This window comes from Kitasatospora sp. NPDC001683, assembly GCF_053596495.1.
Window position 1 is genome coordinate 1 of sequence record NZ_JBSFGK010000074.1, and the last position, 19,746, is coordinate 19,746.

The window sequence follows — 19,746 nt, forward strand, 5'->3', positions numbered from 1 at the left end:
CTTGGGCCGCCCCCTCGGGCGGGCTCCCGGGCCCCCCCCTTCAATGAAGGCGCGCAAACGCCGGAAGGCCCTTCGCTCTCGCGAAGGGCCTTCCGGCTGTCTGTGCGCCGCCAGGGACTCGAACCCCGGACCCGCTGATTAAGAGTCAGCTGCTCTAACCAACTGAGCTAGCGGCGCCTGCTGACAGAGAAGACTCTAGCAGCGGCCCGCGTCCGAGCCAAAATCGAATACCGGTCGCCCCCCGTTCACCCGCCGGTCACGAGGACCGGCTCGGCCGGGACGCCCGCGCCGGGCTCGCGCGCCGCCGCCCGTACGCAGGCCCACAGCACCACCGAGGCCCCCGGCAGCCAGGGCTCCCGCTCCTCCGGGGCGACGATCCAGCGGCCCGTGCCCCGGCTCGGGGAGTCCGGGCCGTGCGCCATCCGCTGCACCGGCGGCACCGTCACCGCGTCGCCCTTGCCGTGGCACAGCAGCGGCGGCACGTCCCGGGCCCACTCCTCCCAGGCCAGCAGCCGGCGCAGCCGGGGCGCCGCGCCGGGCTGGACGAACAACAGGGTCCGCCCCCGGTAGGCCGCGACCGGGCCGCAACCGGGACCGGAGGCCCACAGCTCGTCCAGCACCCGGCGGCCGAACAGCGACGGCATGCTGATCACGTCGAAGGCCCGCCCGCAGGGCAGCACCGAGGGTGCCCACGGGCGGGCTTCCCAGAGGGCGCGCATGCTGCGCGGGTACTCGCTCGCGGAGGCGAGCCAGGCCTCCCCGGCCACGGAGACGTACTCCACCGACTGTTGCGTCCAGATGTCCACGCCCAGCAGCCTGCGCCGTGCGCGGCCCCGGTGTGGTGGAAAGCACCGTTCGCCGGACAGGGCGGCGCGCGATCGCGTACCCTCCGCCGCTGGCATATGCCACCGGGCTGGGGCTGGGGCTGGGGTCGGTCCGTGCGGGGGGATCAGTCCTCGTGGCGGCGCGGCTGGAGCAGACCGCGGCCGTACTCGATCATCTTGGCGGCGTAGTCCGGGGTCCAGTCCGCCCGCTCGGCGATCTCGGTGTTCGAGAGCGCGTCGAACCGGCGCGGGTCCGCGAGCTGCGCGGCGGCGACGGCCTGGAAGTCGGTGGCACGCTCGGCGGCGGCCCGGAAGGCCAGGGCCAGTTCGGTGGAGCGGCGCAGCAGCTCCGCGGGGTCGTCGATCGACTCCAGGTCGAAGAATCGTTCCGGCTCCGGTTCGGCGGACTGCGGCTCGAACAGGAGCTGCGCGGGGCGCTGGCGCCTGGTGGGCTCGGGCGTCTCGGCGGGGGAGTCGGGCATGGACGGACACCTCCGGGGTCTCGGGTGGGGAAGGGCGGGCGGGCTGCTCCGGGCCGCACCGCCGATCGTGGCCGTCGTCCATTGTCTCGCGGCGGCGGCCGGTAGCGGAACGGTGCGCGTGCGGGCGCTATTCCCCGGTGCGCGCCGGAGGAGTGCTGCGGGCGCCGCGCGTCCTGATCGCACGCGAACCGGTTGTGCCGGGTACAGCAGTCGTCCACTGAAAGTCCTCCACCGAACCGGGAGCACCCCATGCGCGCACTGTCCACCGCCCTCCTGCTGGCCGCCGCCGTCCTGGCCTCGGCCGCGCCCGCCGCACCCGCCTTCGCCGCCGAGACGGCCAAGGTCGTCACCGGACCGGCGAGCAGCCCGGGCGGCGTCTCGACCGCGACCTGCCCGGCCGGCACCCACCTGACCGGCGGCGGCTACCGGCTCCAGCCCGACGCGACCGGCCCGGTGCGCGCCAGCGAGCCGACCGCCGATGCGACCGGCTGGAGCGCCCAGGCCGAGCACGGGTCCGTGGTCGCCTTCGCGGTGTGCGAGACCGAGGACTGACCTCCGCTACCGCAGGTGCACCCGGTGGCCGCTCAGGTGCTGGAGGACCTGGTGGTTGGCCTCCCAGCCGTCCGGGAAGGCCACCGGGACGCCCAACTGCACCGGCTCGGTGGCGGGGTGTTCGTCCAGCAGCTCGGCGATCCCGGCCCGGGCGACCACGATGCAGGCGTGCCGGTGTCGGGAGGCGAGCACGCAGAGCCGGCCGGTCTCCAGGTGGAAGGCGGTCGCGTCCGGGCGCCCGGAGAGCGGGTGCAACACCACGGTGACGTCGTACTCCCGGCCCTGCAGCCGGTTGGCGGTGTCCACCGTGACGGCCGGCCCGGCTGTGTCGTCCACCGGTACGCCCACCTTGAGCAGGGCCGCCCGGACGGCCGCCGCCTGGTCCCGGTGCGCGGTGCCGACGGCGATCCGGTCCGCGGTGAGCGGGGCCTCGCCCTGCTCGGACCGGGCGGTCAGCCCACGCTCCAGCAGCCGTCGGACGGTGGCCGCGACCGCAGCCACCGCCTGCGGGTCGGTCCGTACGGTGTGCCGGGCGGGCAGCTCCAGCAGCGCCCAGCCGTGCTCGGCCGCCCGGTCGATCACCGCGTCCAGCGCCGAGCCGTCCGGGCGGACGGCCGGGGTCAGCAGGCGGTCGTCCGGGCCGGTGCCGGAGCGGAACGGCGTGTACGGGTAGAACGCCCGCGAGATCAGCGGGGCCGCGCTGGCCGGCAGCCGCCAGGAGACCGGCAGCCGGTGCGGCTCGATCTGCGGGTTGTGCGCCAGCATGGTGACCACGGCGCTGCTGGACGGGTCGTAGGACAGGCCCGCCCACTGCTCGGTGCCGACCACGGTGAACGGGTCCAGCTGGCCCGGGTCGCCGACGAACAGCGCCCGTTCGAACAGCCGGGCCACCGCCAGCAGGGCGTCCGAACGCATCTGGTACGCCTCGTCGACGATCGCGTGCCGCCACGGTGCCTCGGCCCGCACCCACTGCCACTTGGCGGAGGTGGAGATCACCACGTCCTGTTCGACCAGGTCGGCGACCTTGTCGGAGGGCGTGACGTTGGCGTGCTTGAGCACCTCCGGGCCGGGGCGGGAGTCCGCGGCGTGCAGCCGGCCGATCGTCAGCTCCGGGGCCTTCTCGGCCAGTCGGCCGACCAGGTCGTCCACCTGTCCGTTGGTCTGGGCGACGATCATCAGCCGCTCGCCGGCCGCCACCAGCTCGCGGGCGGCCCGCACCACCAGGGTCGACTTCCCGGCGCCGGGCGGGGAGTCCACCACCACGCCGCGCGGCGCACCGGCCGGCGGGCGGACGGTGGCCGCCAGGATGCGGGCCACCGCGGCGTCGGCGGCCGCGCCCGGGGACTGCTCGCTGATCGGTCCGGTCATCACTCCCACTCCTCGGTGGCGACGGCGATGGCGGCGGCGGACGGCGCGGACGCGGTGCCGGGCGGGCCGCCGTGGGTCCACGGGGTGTCGTCCGGCTCGGGCAGCGGCGCGGACTGGCGGACCGTCAACTCGAACAGGGTGAAGGTGACCGGCTCACCGGGCTCGGGCAGGCTGCCCGGCTCGGGCTCCTTCTTGCGGCCCATGCCGGACAGCACCCGCAGGGTGATGGTGCCCTCGGCCGGGTCGACCGCGACGATCCGCGCCTTCTGCGCGGACGGACCGTGCACCCGGTGCGCCTCCCGGCCCAGGTCGGCGTGCGGGCGGTCGGCGGTGCGCAGGGTGACCAGCGGGCGGGGTTTGGGGGAGCGGCCGGTGGTGTCGTAGTCCGGCACCACCTCGGTCACCACCCCGCTGAAGGCCTCGCCGGACAGCCGGTGCTCGGCCATCGCCAGCGGGTCGTCCAGCGCCTCCTGGACGTCCAGCCGGGCCTGCTCGCGCTCGCGCTGGGCGAGCTTGCGGGCCGCGGTGACGGCGTCGTCCTGCCGGGGCTGCGGCGGCTCGCCGGCCGCCAGGCGGTCCCGGTGGCCGGTGTAGGACCAGCGGTCACCGGTCCAGCGCTCCTCCAGGTGCCCGGCCGGGGGCAGGGCGCGCAGCAGGTCCAGGCCGTGCCAGACGTCCCGCCAGGTGGGCAGCAGGACGGCGGACAGCACCTGCTCCAGCTGTTCGACGGCCGAACGGACGGCCGTCCGGGCGCGCTCGGCGGCGGCCTCGTCGCGCTGCTCGGTGCTGTGCTGCAGGGCGCTGACGGCCGTGTCGTAGCGGGCGATCGCCGGGGCGAGCACCCCCTCGTCGAAGGCCGGGTCGGTGGCCGGACCGGCCGGCGGGTGCACCAGCTGCCCGTGCTCGTCGCGCTCGGTCTCGGCCAGTTCGGCGGCCCGTGCGCCGGTCAGCCCCGGCGGCGGGCTGTGCCAGGCCAGCAGGGCGGCCAGGTGCTGGTCCTCCAGGTGGCTCTGGCCGGTCGCCCAGTGCCGGGCGAGCAGGCCGGTCATCGGCAGCAGCAGGCTGGAGCCGGGCACCTGGGCGCGGTCGGTGAGGTGGGTCAGCCAGCGGCCGAGCAGCGGCACCCGCAGCGGCGCCGGATACGGGCCCGGCTCGGCGTCCTCGACGGTGCGGCGGAAGCGGGTCGACCGGCCGATCAGGGCGAAATGGTGCACGCCCGCGCCGTTGGGCACGATCAGCTGCGGCGCGTCGGTGCACAGCTCGCGGAACACCTGGGTCTTCTCGCCGCTCTCCGGATCCTTCTCGGAGCCCTCGATCTGCTCGACGTCCGTGCCGAAGGACTCCAGGTAGGGCAGCAGGTCGGCGGCCAGCGCGGCCAGGAAGTCGAACCGCAGGGTGCGGTTGAGCGGCTGCGGCACCAGGTGCAGCCGGGGCGCGTCCCGGTCGGTGCCCAGCATGACGGCCAGCGGTGCGCCGGACTCACCGGCCGCGGTCAGCGGGACCAGCACCATCGGGCGCTCGGACAGGTGCCGGTGCCGGACGGTGGCCAGCGGCTCGGCCCGGCCGCTGCGGACGGCCTCCAGCCGGGCGAGGGTGGTGAGCAGGCTCATGCGCCGGCACCCAGCGCTTCCGGGTGCCGCGCTTCCGTACCCGGCGCTTCCGTACCTGGTCGTCCCAAACCCGGCCGCCGCCCACCCAGCGCTTCGGCGCGCAGGGCGGCCGCGTAGGCCAGGCGTTCGGCCGCCTCGTGCGCGCCGTCGCCGCCGTCCGGGTCGTCCGGGTCGTTCGGGTCAGCCGGGTCCCCGGTGCCCGCGCCGCCGGATGCGGCGGTCAGCGCCTCGGTGACCGTGCGGATGCTGCCCAGTTCGCCGCGCACGCCCCGGCCGAGCTGCTCGACCCGGTCGCCGCAGCGGGCCTGGGCGCGGCAGTGGAAGCCGAGCTCGCAGGTGGAGAGGCAGTCCGGGCTGTAGGCGGCGGGCACCGCCTCGACCGCGGCGGTCAGCTGCTCGGTGCTCCGGGCCGGGGCGCCGTCCTCGTCGGTGGCCAGGTCGAAGTCGGTGCCCGGCGGCAGCGCCGCCAGCAGTCGGCCGATGCCGGTCATCCGGCTCAGCTGGCGGCGGGTGGTGGCCAGCTCGCGGCGGACGTCCACGGCCACCGCGGTCGGCCGGTTGCCGAAGTCCTTCGGGCAGACCAGCAGCACGCTGGTGCGGGGGCTGCCCGGCAGCCGCTGCTCGGTGTACGGGTCGTCGGCGAGCGGCAGCCCGGCGGCCGCCGCGGCGGCGTGCTGGAGCGCCAGCACGTACACCGCGGCCTGTCGGGCGGCGGCGCCGACCTTGGCCGGGTCCGCGCTGCCGTCCAGCACCGGGAAGGACTTGATCTCGACCACCGTGCACCGCCCGCCGTGCACCACCAGGGCGTCCGGCTCCAGGTAGGCGGTGCTGCCGGCCACGGGGAGCCGCAGCATCGGGTGGTCCAGCAGCGTCCAGGCATCCGGGTCGGCGGCGGCCCGGGCCAGCGCCTCGGCCGTCCGGTCGGCGCGGACGGCCGGGCCGGAGCGGTGCAGCAGGTCGGGCACCAGCAGCGGGGCGCGGTCGTCCGCCGGGACGCCGAGGTGGGCGCGCAGCGGCTCCAGCAGGGCGGCGTGGTCGTCCGCCTTCAGCCGGGACTCGAACACCAGGCCGCGGGCGATCGCGAACGGGGACTGCCCGAAGGGCGCGGGGCGGCCGAGCCGGGCGGCCAGCGCGGACTTGTCCACCCCGGCCGCGTCCAGCACCGCGCGGCGGTGGCAGCCCGGATTGGCGGCCAGGGCGGCGAGGGAGCGGGCGTTCAGACTGCGCTGCGGGGCCGGTCCGCGCAGCTCGGCGAGCCGCTGGGCGAGCGGCTCAGCGGGCCCGCCGGGCGGGACGTTCGTCGAGACGTTCATGGTGGGGCCCAGTGTCGCATCCGGGTCCGACAACGCGGTGCGGACCGGCCCGCGGCACCGGACGGAACCGGCCGCCATCACGAGGTACCCCGGGCCCGCGCCGTGGTGGTGACCCACCCCACTCGCCGCCGGGCGCTCCAACCCGCTGCCGACGGTCGTCGCTCCGGCGCTCGTACCTCGCTTGTCGCTCTCCCTCCTGCCCGCCATCGGGCAGGAGGGGCCCGCCCTTTCGGCAGCGGCGCGCCCTTTGGCTCGTGGGGTCGCCCGGGTGAGGGATCATGGAGCCCGGTGCTCAAGGGTGAGACCGACCGTCGACCGCCCCGCTGCGAGGAGCTCTCCAATGCCCGCCCGAATCGTGCTGGTCCGCCACGGCGAGACCGAGTGGTCGGCCTCCGGCCAACACACCGGCCGCACCGACATCCCGCTGACCGAGCAGGGCCGGGCGATGGCCCGGGCGCTCGGCGCCCGGCTCGCCAAGGCCCCGTGGAACGGACTGCCCGACGCGCTCGTCTACACCAGCCCGCTCGGCCGGGCCAAGGAGACCTGCGAACTCGCCGGCTTCGGCGACCGCGCGGTGGAGCGCCCGGAACTCATGGAGTGGGACTACGGCCAGTACGAGGGCCGCACCGGCGCCGACATCCGGGCCACCGACCACCCGGGCTGGCTGATCTGGCGCGACGGCGTGCCCGGTGGCGAGAAGCTCTCCGAGGTGGCCGCCCGGGTGGACGCCCTCCTCGCGGACCTCAACGAGGAGCACGGAGTCCCGGAGGCGGACACCACCGACATGCACTGCGCCGACCAGGACGTCGTGCTGTTCGCGCACGGCCACCTGCTGCGCATCCTGGCCGCCCGCTGGCTGGGCCTGCCGCCCGAGTTCGCCCAGCGGTTCAAGCTCGGTACGGCGGCGCTGTGCGTGCTGTCCTGGGAGTACGGCGCCCCGGCGGTGGAGGTCTGGAACGACCTGTCCCACCTGGACGGGCTGAAGTCCGGCCACTGACGGAGGAGCCGGCGGTCGTTCATGCCGTAGCCGCTCGTGCGGCGGTGACCGCTCGGGCCGCCGCGACTCGAGCGGTGACGACCGCTCAGGCGGCTGCGGCCCGGTCGTAGCCGATCAGGAACCGGCGGACCTCGGGCACCGCGGCGTGCGGACGCAACCGCCCCGCGGTGTCCGCCAGCATGCTGCGGATCCGGGCCGAGCGGACCTCGCCGAACAGCGCGACGGCGGCCGAGCCGTGGTGCGCCGCTCCCGCCAAGTCCCCCCGGCCGAGCCGGTCGTGGGCCAGCTCGGCGGTGTACAGCACCCGGTTGCGCACGAAGTGCGGCTCCTGCAGCGCTATCGCCAGCGCGGCCTGGTCGCTGGCGCGGTCCCAGTCCTCCAGCGCGGACCAGCACTGCGACTGCAGCCCGGCGATCTCCGCCTCGCCGAAGAACGACATCCACTCCGGGTCGGCCTCGGACGGCCCCCGGTCGAACAGCGCGTACGCCCGGCCGATCGCGCGTTCGCAGGCGGAGCGGTCCCGCAGCACGGCCCAGGCGCCGGCCTCGCGCATGGCCAGCAGGGCGAGCAGCCGGGCGGATTCCAGCTCCCGGGCGGCGCACTGCCCGGCCTGCGCGGCGCGCAGCGCCTCGCGCGGGCGCCCGGCGTCCCGGGCCAGGAAGGCGCTGTTGCAGAAGACGTGCGCCTCCAGTGCGGGGTCCCCGGCCATCCGGGCGGTGGCGAGGGCCTCCGCGTAGAACGAGCGGGCATCCCCGAGCCGGTTCGAGTCGTGCGCCAACCACCCCACGGAGATGGCCAGTTCACCGGCCCCGGCCTGGAGTCGACGCTCCGTCTCGGCGCTGTACTCGCCCTCGTTGAGCAGCAGGTAGGCGGTGCGCAGCGACTGCCCGGCGAGTTCGTACAGGGCGTCCGCACCGTGCGCGTCGTCGGCCAGTCTGATGTCCCGGACGGCCTGCTCGACGCCCAGCACCTCGGCGGCGCCGACCTTGCGCGGCGGCGGCACCGGCCCCGGCCGGCCGGGCACCACCGGCTCGGCGGCGAGCAGCGAGGGCGCGGTGAACTCCGCGCAGGGGAGGGCGGATCGGCCATCGGCCGGTCCGAAGCCGACCCCGGCGACGGGGCCGGCAGCGGGGCCGAGTCCGGCGGGACCGGCGGCGGGTCCGAATCCGGCAGCGGCGACCGGGCCGGCGGCGGCCGGCCGGTCGATGCCGATGACGGTGGCCAGCGCGGTCGAGCCGCCGGCCAGGAACGTACGGCGACGCACGTCGTCGTTCTCCTCGTCGAGATAGGGCGATCCATCGGGCCCCCTGGGCACCGCGCCAGCCATCGGCCACGCGAGCCGGTCCGGAGCGGTTGGATCCGCGTACGGCGAGGCAGCGTACGGGAGTTGGGTGGAGTGCGGTGAGCGCGGGGCGGGCAGGGGCGGGAACGGTGGGTGGAGCGGTGGATGGAGCGTGGGGTCAGGGGTGGGGTCGGGCGTGGGCTGGGGCGGGGCCAACCCGGCAGCCGCCGCCCGGGCGCCGTCCGCCGCCGAGCGGCGGCGGACGGCGGTGCGGGGGGCGAAGCCGAGGTCGGTGAGCGTGCGGTCCGGCCACATGTGCCGGAAGACCCGCTCGTAGGCGTAGTTGGGGCAGCGGATCTCACCGGACTCGACCCGTCCGACGTAGCGGGCGTCGCAGGACACGTGCTCGCCGATCTCGCGGGCGGCCCGGCGGACGGCCATGGCGAACTCGCCGGGTGAGCGGTCGCCGCGGAGCATGCGCATCACGGTGTTGGGGGACGGTCGGTTCGGCTCGGCCGGTGGGGTGGCTGCCATGGCGCCGAGAATACTCGGAGTCACCGGCCGACCACATGGGGTGTGCCGGACATTAGCCGTCAAAACGGTGCAAAGCGGGCGTTGTTGCCGGATATCCGCCATGAAATGCCATGCCTTGCTGTAATGCGCCCCGTGGCCTCCGGCGTTCCCGCCGCGTTGTCCTGGTACCAGGAAGCCCAGGCCGCCCACCGGCCCGTCCCCTCGCCCCGTGGCCCCCACCCCGGCGGCAGCGCTTCCGAACCGACGAGGTACAGGAGGGCCCCATGATGGCCACCGGACTGCCGCAGCACCGACCCGTCGCCGGGGGCGCGCTCGCCGCCGCCGCCCCCGCCCTGCTCCCCGACCCCGCCGACGACCGGTTCCCCGGCCGGGGCCCGGTCGAGGGCGGCCGCGGCTCCTGCGGCGGCCTGCGCCGGGAGTGCCGGGAGTACGCCGTCCCGCCCGAGGACACCCTCGTCACCGGCTGCGACACGGTGACGGTCGCCCTGCGGCACGGCCTGGAGGCCGTCGACATCCTGCGCCTGCGCCGCGCCTGCGGGGCCGTCCTGCAGAGCCACGACGGCAGCACCCTCGCCTTCCTCGTCCCAGCCGGCACCCGGGAGACCTGGCACCTGCCCGGCAGCTCCTGTACGGCCGGCGCCCTGGTGCCCTCCGCCACCGACCCGCGCTGGGTGATCCCGCCGTCCGGCGCCGACCGCACCGCCCGCCCCACCGACGCCTGGGTGCTCCGCTCCGCCCTCTGCGAGGCCGCCTGCACGCTCACCGCGGGCGGCCTCGGCCCGTTCTAGCGGGCGTGCCGCGCGGACCCGGCCGGGCCCCCTCGCCTCCGGCCGGATCCCCGTGGCACGCCCCTGACCTGGGGGCGTGCTCCTGCGGCGGGGACACCCGCCCGTGACGCCTCCGGCGGCACCCGCCCATGACGCCTCCGGCGGCACCCGCCCATGACGCCTCCGGCGGCACCCGCCCATGACGCCTCCGGCGATAATGGCCGCCATGGGACGAAGCAACCGGGCCGCGCGCAGCCCTGAACCGGCGCTCACCACCGGGTCGGACGGCCGCCGCCACGCGCAGGGCCCGCTCACCCGTCCGGTCGGCTCCGGCCTGGCCGAACTGCGCCCCGACCGCGACCGCCCGCACGCCTGGACGCTGCTGATCGACGGCGCCCCGCAGTCCCTGGTCGACCTCGCCGACCCCACCCACCTGGGCTTCGAGTACCAGCGCCGGCTCGGCCACCTGATCGACCTGGTCGCCCCGCCGGGCCGTCCGCTGACCGTCCTGCACCTGGGCGGTGGTGCCCTCACCCTGGCCCGCTATGTGGCCGCCACCCGGCCGCGCTCCCGCCAGCAGGTCGCCGAGATCGACACCGAGCTCACCGAACTCGTCCGCGCCGAACTGCCGTTGGAACGCGGCTGGCAGATCAAGGTGCGCGGCGCGGACGCCCGCAGCGTGCTGGAACGCACCCCCGAGGGCAGCGTCGACCTGGTCATCACCGACGTCTTCTCCGGCGCCCGCACCCCGGCCCACTGCACCACCGTGGAGTTCACCACCCTCGCGGCCCGCGCCCTCGCCCCCGGCGGCTGGTACGCCGCCAACATCGCCGACGGCGGCGCCCTGCCCTTCGCCCGCTCCCAGGTCGCCACCCTCGGCGCGGTCTTCCCCGAACTGTGCCTGACCGCCGACCCCGCCGTGCTGCGCGGCAAGCGCTTCGGCAACCTCGTCCTGGCCGCCGCCCACACCCCGCTCCCTATCGCCGACCTCACCCGCCGGGTCGCCTCCGACTCCTCCCACGGCCGGGTCGAACACGGCCGCGCCCTCACCGACTTCACCGCCGGCGCCACCCCGGCCACCGACGCCACGGCGGCCCCCTCCCCGGCCCCGCCCCCGGGCGTCTTCCGCTGACGGCGGGGGCGCGGCAGGCGTCGGCGGCGCACCGGGGCCCGCTCGCGCAACCCCTCGCCCTTGCCCGGTTCCGGACGGCTCCCGCTCACCCAATCGCAGCGCTCTCCCCGGGGGCCCTGGTCGGCCTCGCTCGCCGCCTGCGCTCCTCTCCCCGCGCCCTTCTCCACCGGCCCTTCCCCGCCCACGGTAAAACCGTTGGCAGGCGACCGAGTTGCGGCGCACAATGGCCGCGGGCGTCCGGCTGTCGACGTGAGGGAACCGCATGCACATCCGACCCGCCCGCCCGGACGAGGCCGGACTGCTCACCGGCATCGCCCTGCGGGCCAAGGCGTACTGGGGCTACGACGAGGCCTTCATGGCCGCGTGCCGCGAGGAGCTGACCCTGGACGCCGCCGCCGTCGAACGGGCGTCGACGGTGGTGGCCGAGGACGGCGGCCGGGTGCTGGGCCTCGCCGCGCTGACCGTCGTCCCGCCGTCCGGCGAGCTGGTCATGCTCTTCGTCGAGCCGGACCGGATCGGCCGAGGCATCGGCCGGACGCTGTTCGAGCACGTTCGCGACCGCGCCCGGGCCGCCGGCCTGCACCGCCTCACCATCGGCTCCGACCCGAACGCCGAGCCCTTCTACCGGGCGATGGGTGCCGACCGCATCGGCAGCACGCCGTCCGGCTCCATACCCGGGCGTGAACTCCCGCTGATGGAGCTGAAGCTGGGCTCCGGCCTCTGAGGCCCGTCCTCGAACTCCAGCCCGCGGACCAGTGATTCCCCGCGCCCGCAGCCGCGTTGCTCAGTGCCCGCGCGGCAGTCCCCGGTGCTTGCACATCGCCGCGCCGGTGAGCAGCAGCCCGGCGGCGATGGGGGCGAGCACCGCGGCCGCGGTGGCGGAGGCGTCCTCCTCGGCCGTCGCGGTCGCGGTGTCGGCGAGGGCGAGCTCCGCGGGCGTCCCGTCGCCGGCCGGTACGGCCCGGGCGGCGACGCCCTCGCCGGCCCCCGAGGTGCCGGCGGGTTCCGCCGGGCCCGGCTCCTCGTGGGCCGTGGCGTCCCGGACCGGGGGAGTACCGGCCGCCTCGGGCCTGGTCGGGCGGCCCGGGTCGGCGGGGCCGGAGCGCGGCCGGGGGACGGCGGGCAGGGTGGCGGATTCGCCCTCGCGGGAGGCGCGGGTCTCGGCGGGGCGCCCCTGGGCGGGGACGGTGCCGAGCAGGCCGGAGGCGAGGGCGAAGGCGTCGGGGACGGCGGATCCCTGGCCGGGCAGGGGGAGTCCGCCGGCGCGGATGCGTTCCTGGAGGACGTCGCCGACCGCGCCGGCGGCCCCGTCGACCGGCCCGCCGTCGGTCAGCCCCCCGACGGGTCCGGGGGAGCGACCCGGTCCAGCGGTGCCGGGGTGCGCCGGTCCGACGGGCCGAACGGCTGACGGGCCGTCGAGCACGGGGCCGCCGTGCAGGGCCCGGTGGACGACGGGTCCGTGCTGCGCGGACGACGGTTCGGCGGTGGCCGCGTACGCGCCGGGGACGCCGACGCCCCAGAGCTGTGCGAGCAGCAGTGCCCCGCCGGCGGCGAGGGTGCGGGGGCGGGGCAGCCACCGGGCGACCGCCCGTCGGGCTCCGGCGACGCCGCGGGGGGCGGGTTCCTGGGGCTCGGTCGCGTGATTGGCTCGCACGTGAGTTGAGAACGAGCGGGCGGGCGGTGAGGTCACGCCCGCCGTCACGGACAGTCATCGCGCGGATGGCCCCGGGCCGGTGCTCCCGGGGCCATCGACCGTGCGGCGGTCAGGAGTTGGGGCGCAGGGTCCAGGTGACCGTCATCACGCCGGTGACGGCGCCGTCGGCGCGGGTGATCTCGACGGTGACCGGGAACTCGGGGCGGCCGCCGGCGTCCAGCTCGGCGACCACCTCGGCGGCCGGGCGGCCGAGCACGGCGGTGGCGGTGACCTCGCCCATGGCCAGCTTCTTGTAGGCGATCTCGGCGTTCACGGCGAGCGGCACGGCCCGGGACAGCTGGTCCCCGAAGGCGGCGAGCACGATGCAGCCGCTCGCGGACTCGGCGAGGGTGAACATCGCGCCGGCGTGCGGGCCGCCGACGTGGTTGTGGTACGCGGGCTGGTCGGGCAGCCGGAGCACGGCGCGCTCCGGGGTGGTCTCCAGGTACTCGAGCTTGAGGGTGTGCGCCATCGGCACGGTGGCGTCGAGCATCTGGCCGATCGAAGGAGTGGTCATGGCGACGATGTTACTAGCCGGTAGCTTGTCGCGGCAGGGGTCGCCCGGAAAACCCGGGCCACCGCCCACAACTGAGGCAACGCGAAAACGCCCGAGGGGCCGATCTCTTGAAGAGATCGGCCCCTCGGGCTCTGGGGTGAGTGACGGGACTCGAACCCGCGACCACCTGGACCACAACCAGGTGCTCTACCAACTGAGCTACACCCACCATCTGTCCGGTCCGTTCCCGCTCTCGCGTTCCCGTTCCGACAGGAAGAACTCTACAGGATCCGAGAGGGTGCTCGCGCCAGGGTTTCGTTCCGACGAACGAGGGCACCCCCTCCGACCCCGCGGTCGGCCCTCGACCGGCCTGCGGACACCGTCCGGCGGCCTGCCGCCGACCCGCGACCGAGACCCGGGTCAGTCGGGCACGGCCCGGTACTTCTCGGCGATGGCACGCGCGGTGTCGGCGTCCGGCCCGGGCTGGGGGACGAACACCGCCTCGCGGTAGTACCGCAGTTCGTCGATGCTCTCGCGGATGTCCGCGAGCGCCCGGTGGTTCCCGCCCTTCGGCGGGCTGTTGTAGTACGCCTTCGGGTACCAGCGGCGGGCCAGCTCCTTGATCGAGGAGACGTCCACGATCCGGTAGTGCAGGTGCTTCTCCAGGGCCGGCATGTCCCGGGCCAGGAAGCCGCGGTCGGTGGCCACCGAGTTGCCGCACAGCGGCGTCTTCCCGGCCTCCGGCACGTGTTCGCGCACGTACGCGAGGACCCGCTCCTCGGCCTCGGCCAGGGTCACGCCCTGCTCCAGCTCCGCCAGCAGGCCGGAGGAGGTGTGCATCGCGCGCACCACCTCCGGCATGTTCGCCAGAGCCTCCGCGGGCGGGCGGATGATGACGTCCACGCCCTCGCCGAGGATGTTCAGCTCGGAGTCCGTCACCAGCACCGCGACCTCGACCAGGGCGTCCCGGTCGAGGTCGAGGCCGGTCATTTCACAGTCGATCCATACCAAACGGTCATTCACGCAACTCACCCTACGGCGCGATCACGCGCCGCGGGGACCGGTGGAGCCGAGCGGGGTGCCGGAGCGCAGGCCTCGGCCTGGTGCTCCTCCGCCCCGTCGTGCGTGCCGTGGCCGTCCGGATGCTCGCCATCCCGACCGGTGCGGACCGTGTGGCCGCCCCGCCCGGGACGGGCCTCGCCCGCCGCCCGTCCGCCGTCCGCCGCGGTGGCCCGGGTGCCCGGGGTGCGGACCTGCGGGGGCCGCGCCTGCCGGCCCCGGAGCTCGCCCGCCCCGGCCGCCGACTGCCCGGCGGCGCCGGACGGCACCCGGCCGGTCGGCGCACCGTGCGCACGCCCGGCCGCACCCGGCTCGTCGCCGGGGCGCTCGACCGCGCTGCGGTGCCCCTGGCCCTGACCGCGCGCCCCCGGCTGGGGGTGGCCGTCCTCGGCCGCCGCATGCTCGGCGGTGCGCGGCGGACGCCCCGCACCCGGACCGGCCTGCGGCGGAACCAGCGGCGACCGCACCGGACCGCGTGCCACACCCTGCTGCCCGGGGTGCGGCTGCTGCGCGGCCTGCTGGTGCGGGTACGGCTGGCCCGCGCGGGCGTGGAAGCCCTGGGCGGTCGGCGTCCCGGCCTGCCCCGGACCGTACGGACCGGTCTGTCCGTGCGGCACCGGCTGCCCGTGTCCGACCGGCTGTCCATGGCCCGGCTGCCCGTGGCCCGGCTGCCCGACCGGCACCTGCGCTCCCGGACCGGCCGGGAAACCGTGGGCCGGCTGGCCGCCGTGTCCCGCACCGCCGAACGGCCCGCCGCCCGCCGCCGAAGCGGCCGCGGGGCCCGCCGGGTGCGGCAGCGTGCCGGGCAGCCGGAGCTCGCCGCCGTGCGCGCCGGCCGGGGTCGGCGACTGCTGCCCGGGGCGGCGCGCCCGGTAGCTGGTCCGGTACGCGGCCGGGGAGACCCCGAGCTGGCGGCGGAAGTGCCCGCGCAGCGCGACCGGCGAACGGAACCCGCACCGGCGCGCCACGTCGTCCACCGACAGCTCCGAGGTCTCCAGCAGCCGCTGCGCCTGGAGCACCCGCTGGGTGATCAGCCACTGCAGCGGCGCACTGCCGGTGAGCGTGCGGAAGCGGCGGTCGAAGGTGCGCCGGCTCATGTAGGCACGGGCCGCCAGCACCTCGACGTCGAACTGCTGGTTGAGGTTCTCCAGCGCCCAGGTGACCACCTCGGCCAGCGGGTCGTTGCCGATCTCCTCCGGTAAAGACTGATCGATGTACTGGGCCTGTCCGCCGCCGCTGCGGCGGCTGGGCACCACCAGGCGGCGGGCCAGCGCGTTGGCGGCCTCGGCGCCGTGATCGCTGCGCACCACGTGCAGGCACAGGTCGATCCCGGCGGCGGTACCGGCCGAGGTCAGCACGTCGCCGTCGTCCACGAACAGTTCGCGCGGGTCGACGTGCACCCGCGGGTAACGCTTGGCCAGGGTCGGCGCGTACATCCAGTGGGTGGTCGCCGGACGGCCGTCCAGCAGACCGGCCGCGGCGAGCACGAAGGCGCCGGTGCACAGCCCGATGATCCGCGCGCCCTCGTGGTGGGCCTTGCGCAGGGCGGTGATCGCCTCCACCGGCGGCGGCTGGGAGATCGAGCGCCAGGCCGGTACGACGATCGTGCCGGCCCGGGCGAGGGCCTCCAGGCCGTACGGCGCGGAGAGGGTCAGGCCGCCAGTGGTGGCCAGCGGGCCCTCCTCGCCGGCGCAGACCAGCAGCCGGTAGCGGGGGACCCCGGCGTCCTGGCGGTCCACACCGAAGACCGAGAGCGGGATGGAGCTCTCGAAGATCGGGGCGCCGCCGAAGATCAGCACCGCGACCGTCTCCCGGCGGCGCCGCCCGGACAGCTTGCGCGGGGCACCGGACGCCGCCAGGGCGGTCGGGGAGCCGTTGCCGACCGGCCCGCCGTGGCCCAGCGGGCCGTGGCCGGGCGCGGTGCCCAGGGCGAGGCCGCCGAGCGGGCCGGCGCCGGCGCCGTTCAGGCCCGGGGCGGCGCCGCTGGCGGGGTAGGCCGGGTGGCCGGGGTAGCCGGGGTGTCCTGAGTGCCCGGGGTGTCCCGGGTGTCCTGGGTGGTCGCCGCCGTAGGGCTGGATCGGACCGCCATAGGCCTGGACCGGGCTGACCTGGCCTCGGTTGACGGGTTGTCCGGGGTGGTGCGGGTGCCCGCCCTGGACCGGCTGCGCACCGTACGGCGTCGGGCCGCCGTGGGCCGGGCCGCCGTGTGCGGTGCCACCGTGGGCCGGGCCGCCGTGGTCGCCCGGGGCGTGCCCGGAGGCGGTGGGCGGCGCGGCGGGATAGGGGGAGTGCGAGGCGGGCCCCGAGGTGCCCGGGGTGCCGGAGGCGCGGGTGGTGGCGGCGATCGCGGAGGTGCCGGTGCTTCTGGCGGACCGACTCGCGGTGCCGGCCGGCGCCTGGCCGCTGTCAGGACCCGCGTCGCTCCTGCTCACCCTGCTCAAGGCGCTCAAGCCCCCTCGGTGGTGTGGTGTGGGTGGTGCGGCACTGCTAGCCAAGATCGAAATCTATCGGGTGGACCACTGCCGTTGTGACAAGTTCACCATCCGACGCTATGTCGACATGGCAATTTGGCGTGATGCATTCGATCACGAAGCGTGGCACCCGTCGACCCTTCTGGGAAGAGGGCCGGTGCAACGGTGGCTGGTTGTCGCGGGACGGTTCCTGGGGCGTCCGGTCTCCGGGCGCCCGGCCGGTGGGTCTGGGCTGCGGATTTGCCCAAGCGGGAGGGAACGGCACGAAATTGACCGAAAATCGGCGGTGCACAGGAGGGCGCACGGGCGCCTGCTGTGCGCCTCCCAGGCTCCATCCGGCCAGTGCCGGGGCGGCCGAACCCGCATCAGTGCCGACGGGCTACGGTCCTGCCGTGAACACCAACAGCCGGCTCGAACAGGCCAACGACAACGCCGCCGCCTTCTGGCTCGCCCAAGCCCGCGCGCACGGCTGGCAGTCCGACGTCCGACCGGGCCTCACAGCGGTCCGCTGCGCCCGCACCCCGGACGACTCTCAGCGCTTCGTGGTCACCCGCCCCTACGCCGAACCAGCCGACGTGGAGAAGCAGTTGGCCGACCTGATGGCCGACTGGGAGACCATTCGTTTCACTCTCGAGGACCCGTACAGCGGGCTCGACCTGACCCGCTTCGGCGCCGTCCGGATGCCGATCATGCCGGTGATGGCCCGGGAACCCGGTCCGGTCGAGGGCGTGGCCGCCGAGTTGCCCGTCGTCTCACGGGCGCACGGCGGCGGCACCCTGACGGTTGATGAGGCCGTGGACGGTGACACCTTCGCACTGGTCGAGCGAACCATCGTGGACGGCTTCCCGTTGCCTGCCCGACAGCCCTGGAGGCACGGCGAAGCGCTCCCCGAACAGCTTCTGCGCGAACCCGGCTGCCGGGCCTGGATCGCCCGCCTCGACGGCACACCGGCGGGCGCCAGCCTGACCTACGACGACGGGACCGCCACCGGGGTGTACTGGGTCGCCACCCTGCCCGACCAACGCGGGCAGGGAGTGGCCCGGGCCGTGCTGCAGACCGCCCTCGCCCACGCCCACCCGGACCGCCCGGCCACCCTGGTCGCCACCTCGGCCGGCGAACCGCTCTACCGCAAGCTCGGGTTCACCGCGCAGACCCCCACCTGCTGGTGGAGCCGCACCTCACCGGGCGGCTGACCAGCGGGGTCGCGCCCGGACCTGCGGCTGGGCCTGGGGTGGGACCTTGGGCGGGACCCTGGGCTGGGCCCGGTTGTGGGTCCGGGCTCGGGCCCGGGTGTTACTGAGCGACCGCTGCCGCAGCGGAGTCCGTCCCGGATCGGCCCGGGGCCAGGGCCCCGGGGTGCTACTGGGCGAGCGCTGCCGCGATCGGAACTGCCGCGATCGGAACTGCCGCGATCGGAACTTCGGCGATCGACCCCGGAGCGGTCAGCGTCGCGCTGATCGGCGCCGCAGCGAGCGGTGTTGCGGCACTCGGTGCTGCGGTACTCGGTGTTGCGGCGCTTGGTGCTCCGGCACTCGGTGTTGCGGCGCTCGGCGGCGCAACGGCCGGGTCAGCCAAGGCGGTTGTCCCGATGCCCGGCGCCGCCACGACCACGGTCCGGGCAGGTCCGGCCCCATCGGCACGGCCAGCACCACCAGCCCCGTCGGCGCCACCGGCCGCCGTGCGGAGGGGTGTTGGCCGCGCCGGTGCGACCGCTGGGCCGCCGTCCACGCCCGGATCCGCCCCGTCGCGGGTCCGCAGGTCGCCACCCGTTCCGGCCTTCCGCTCCCGCGATGCCCCTGCGCTCGGGAGGCCGTCGGCGATCACGGCAAACTCGGCTGATCGGTTTCGGACACCGAACCCCGCTCCGGAAGCCGAGGCGGCAGCCGTCCCGGCGTTCAAGGGAACGGTCGCACTCGGGCCGTCCGGGGCGGTCGCCGTCGGACGTACGCCGGACCGCGCGCCGAGCAGCGCCGTCGCGCGCGCCGGAACCGCGACCGCCTGCCGCCGCCCCGCCCCACCCGTGTGGACTCCCGGCCGGACGTCGGCACGGGCCGAGGGGGCGTTGCGGGCGGCCAGCACCAGGCCGACGGCCTCCGGCAGCCCGGCCGCCTTCAGCGTCGGCCGGTAGCCACTCTCGGCCCACGGTCGGCCGTGGTGCAGCCAGACGCTGCGCAGCCCGGCCAGTTCGGCCCCGGCGATGTCGGCGGGCGCGTGGTCCCCGACCATCCAGGTGTGCGCCGCCCAGTCCCCGGTCGGTCGGATGCCGCACCGCCGGGCGGCTATCTCGAAGATCAGTGGATCCGGTTTGACGCAGTCGGCCTCCTCCGAGATCACCCAGCCGTCGACCAGTGACCCCAGCCCGGTCCGCCGGATCTTCTCCAACTGCGGCCGGGTGCCGCCGTTGGAGACGATCCCGAGCGTCCACCCGGCCGCCCGTGCCGTCCGCAACGCCTCGAGGTGCCGGGGCGGGCAGTGGATGTGCGAGTTGATACCGCGTCGGAAGTGCGCGAGCAGGAAGTCGACGGAGGCGTCCAGACCGTAGCGGCGTCGGACGGCGGACAGTACGGTGCTGCGCGGCACGTAGCCGCCGCCGTCGAGGGTGACGAACCAGTCGAGGTCGCCGGGCGGTAGGTGGTGTTCGGACAGGAAGTCCTGCGCCCAGGCCCGGAAGGCGGCGTCCCGGGGGAGCAGCGTGTTGTCGAGGTCGAACAGGAGCAGGGGCATGCGGAGCATCGTGCCAGTGGCCGCGTGTATGCACCTGGCAAATGCCAGACCGCGTCGCGAAGCCGTATGAAGTGGCCGAAAGGGCCCGGGCGCCTGAGCGACGGGGCGCGTCCGGACGGGCCGGAGGGCCGGTCGGGGCTTGCGGGGCGTGACGGTTCGCGACGTCCCGCAACGGATCGTCGCCAATCCATGACAGTCCGGTCACGGTGTCCGGTGGGCCTGTTGCGCCGCCCGGCCCGCTCAGTCAAGCTCCTTAGAACCTCCGTTCTGGAGGGGGCGCGATCGCCTGCGGGCAGGGCGCACTGCCACGGCGGGCGCATCCTCCTTTCGCGGGAACAACGTCGCTCCGGGGCTTTGCCGCTGGGCTGGGCCCCATGCCCGTCGTACTCTGAAAGGAACAGGTCACATACGGTGCTGCGCGGCGCAGACCGACGTCATCCCG

16 protein-coding genes, 2 tRNA genes and 1 pseudogene are annotated in these 19,746 nt (G+C 75.7%); 6 read left to right on the top strand and 13 right to left on the bottom strand.

Annotated features, from left to right (window positions below; all coding sequences use genetic code 11):
* Positions 1–103: 103 nt before the first annotated feature.
* The 3 genes from ACWCYO_RS30440 to ACWCYO_RS30450 form a co-directional block, all read right to left on the bottom strand.
* A tRNA-Lys gene (locus ACWCYO_RS30440) sits at positions 104–177 on the bottom strand.
* 68 nt (positions 178–245) lie between these two features.
* Positions 246–806 carry a bifunctional DNA primase/polymerase gene (locus ACWCYO_RS30445; protein ID WP_270146810.1) on the bottom strand — a complete coding sequence of 187 codons (561 nt, stop codon included), beginning with the start codon at positions 804–806 and terminating at the stop codon, positions 246–248.
* Positions 807–949: 143 nt separating this feature from the next.
* Positions 950–1,306, bottom strand: a complete 357-nt coding sequence (locus ACWCYO_RS30450) for a hypothetical protein (protein WP_270146811.1) — start codon at positions 1,304–1,306, stop codon at positions 950–952.
* A 249-nt stretch (positions 1,307–1,555) separates the two neighbouring features.
* Here ACWCYO_RS30450 and ACWCYO_RS30455 point away from each other — a divergent pair, with 249 nt between their 5' ends.
* Positions 1,556–1,858 (top strand): hypothetical protein, encoded by a 303-nt coding sequence (locus ACWCYO_RS30455; RefSeq protein ID WP_449785997.1) that lies wholly within the window; start codon positions 1,556–1,558, stop codon positions 1,856–1,858.
* A gap of 6 nt (positions 1,859–1,864) precedes the next feature.
* On the opposite strand, the gene ACWCYO_RS30460 is transcribed toward ACWCYO_RS30455, so the two are convergent.
* From ACWCYO_RS30460 to ACWCYO_RS30470, 3 genes are read right to left on the bottom strand one after another with little or no spacing between them, the layout of a single operon-like run.
* Positions 1,865–3,226, bottom strand: a complete 1,362-nt coding sequence (locus ACWCYO_RS30460; RefSeq protein ID WP_449785998.1) for an AAA family ATPase — start codon at positions 3,224–3,226, stop codon at positions 1,865–1,867.
* Positions 3,226–4,836: a hypothetical protein gene (locus ACWCYO_RS30465; protein ID WP_449785999.1), complete on the bottom strand. Its 1,611-nt coding sequence runs from the start codon at positions 4,834–4,836 to the stop codon at positions 3,226–3,228. Before ACWCYO_RS30465 ends, ACWCYO_RS30460 begins: the two co-directional genes overlap by 1 nt.
* On the bottom strand, positions 4,833–6,149 hold the full coding sequence (locus tag ACWCYO_RS30470) for a hypothetical protein (RefSeq protein WP_449786000.1): 1,317 nt from the start codon (positions 6,147–6,149) through the stop codon (positions 4,833–4,835). Before ACWCYO_RS30470 ends, ACWCYO_RS30465 begins: the two co-directional genes overlap by 4 nt.
* Positions 6,150–6,489: 340 nt before the next feature.
* Here ACWCYO_RS30470 and ACWCYO_RS30475 point away from each other — a divergent pair, with 340 nt between their 5' ends.
* The gene (locus ACWCYO_RS30475; RefSeq protein ID WP_270146819.1) at positions 6,490–7,146 is read left to right on the top strand and encodes a histidine phosphatase family protein; all 657 of its coding nucleotides are present in this window, start codon (positions 6,490–6,492) and stop codon (positions 7,144–7,146) included.
* 85 nt (positions 7,147–7,231) lie between these two features.
* Here ACWCYO_RS30475 and ACWCYO_RS30480 read toward each other — a convergent pair whose 3' ends face one another.
* Positions 7,232–8,962 (bottom strand): hypothetical protein, encoded by a 1,731-nt coding sequence (locus tag ACWCYO_RS30480; protein WP_449786001.1) that lies wholly within the window; start codon positions 8,960–8,962, stop codon positions 7,232–7,234.
* A gap of 263 nt (positions 8,963–9,225) precedes the next feature.
* Here ACWCYO_RS30480 and ACWCYO_RS30485 point away from each other — a divergent pair, with 263 nt between their 5' ends.
* The 3 genes from ACWCYO_RS30485 to ACWCYO_RS30495 all read left to right on the top strand — a co-directional run bounded on the left by ACWCYO_RS30485 (position 9,226) and on the right by ACWCYO_RS30495 (position 11,585).
* Positions 9,226–9,750: a hypothetical protein gene (locus tag ACWCYO_RS30485; protein WP_270146823.1), complete on the top strand. Its 525-nt coding sequence runs from the start codon at positions 9,226–9,228 to the stop codon at positions 9,748–9,750.
* Positions 9,751–9,955: 205 nt separating this feature from the next.
* Complete coding sequence (locus ACWCYO_RS30490; RefSeq protein ID WP_405000704.1) at positions 9,956–10,861, top strand: spermidine synthase; 906 nt, start codon at positions 9,956–9,958, stop codon at positions 10,859–10,861.
* A gap of 262 nt (positions 10,862–11,123) precedes the next feature.
* On the top strand, positions 11,124–11,585 hold the full coding sequence (locus ACWCYO_RS30495) for a GNAT family N-acetyltransferase (protein ID WP_449786002.1): 462 nt from the start codon (positions 11,124–11,126) through the stop codon (positions 11,583–11,585).
* A 60-nt stretch (positions 11,586–11,645) separates the two neighbouring features.
* Here the strand turns inward: ACWCYO_RS30495 and ACWCYO_RS30500 are convergent, their stop codons facing one another.
* From ACWCYO_RS30500 to ACWCYO_RS30520, 5 genes and pseudogenes are all read right to left on the bottom strand, one after another.
* The gene (locus ACWCYO_RS30500) at positions 11,646–12,515 is read right to left on the bottom strand and encodes a hypothetical protein (protein ID WP_449786003.1); all 870 of its coding nucleotides are present in this window, start codon (positions 12,513–12,515) and stop codon (positions 11,646–11,648) included.
* Between the two features lie 109 nt (positions 12,516–12,624).
* Complete coding sequence (locus ACWCYO_RS30505; RefSeq protein WP_270146831.1) at positions 12,625–13,071, bottom strand: DUF4442 domain-containing protein; 447 nt, start codon at positions 13,069–13,071, stop codon at positions 12,625–12,627.
* A 132-nt stretch (positions 13,072–13,203) separates the two neighbouring features.
* Positions 13,204–13,279: transfer RNA gene (locus ACWCYO_RS30510), tRNA-His, on the bottom strand.
* Between the two features lie 191 nt (positions 13,280–13,470).
* On the bottom strand, positions 13,471–14,073 hold the full coding sequence (gene orn / locus ACWCYO_RS30515) for an oligoribonuclease (RefSeq protein WP_270146832.1): 603 nt from the start codon (positions 14,071–14,073) through the stop codon (positions 13,471–13,473).
* A gap of 877 nt (positions 14,074–14,950) precedes the next feature.
* Positions 14,951–15,968, bottom strand: a pseudogene (locus tag ACWCYO_RS30520) (helix-turn-helix domain-containing protein); the annotation flags it as partial.
* 1,004 nt (positions 15,969–16,972) lie between these two features.
* On the opposite strand from ACWCYO_RS30520, the gene ACWCYO_RS30525 reads away from it, so the two are divergent.
* Positions 16,973–17,773, top strand: a complete 801-nt coding sequence (locus ACWCYO_RS30525; protein ID WP_449786004.1) for a GNAT family N-acetyltransferase — start codon at positions 16,973–16,975, stop codon at positions 17,771–17,773.
* A 166-nt stretch (positions 17,774–17,939) separates the two neighbouring features.
* Here ACWCYO_RS30525 and ACWCYO_RS30530 read toward each other — a convergent pair whose 3' ends face one another.
* Positions 17,940–19,304 (bottom strand): HAD-IA family hydrolase, encoded by a 1,365-nt coding sequence (locus ACWCYO_RS30530; protein WP_449786005.1) that lies wholly within the window; start codon positions 19,302–19,304, stop codon positions 17,940–17,942.
* Between the last annotated feature and the right edge of the window lie 442 nt (positions 19,305–19,746).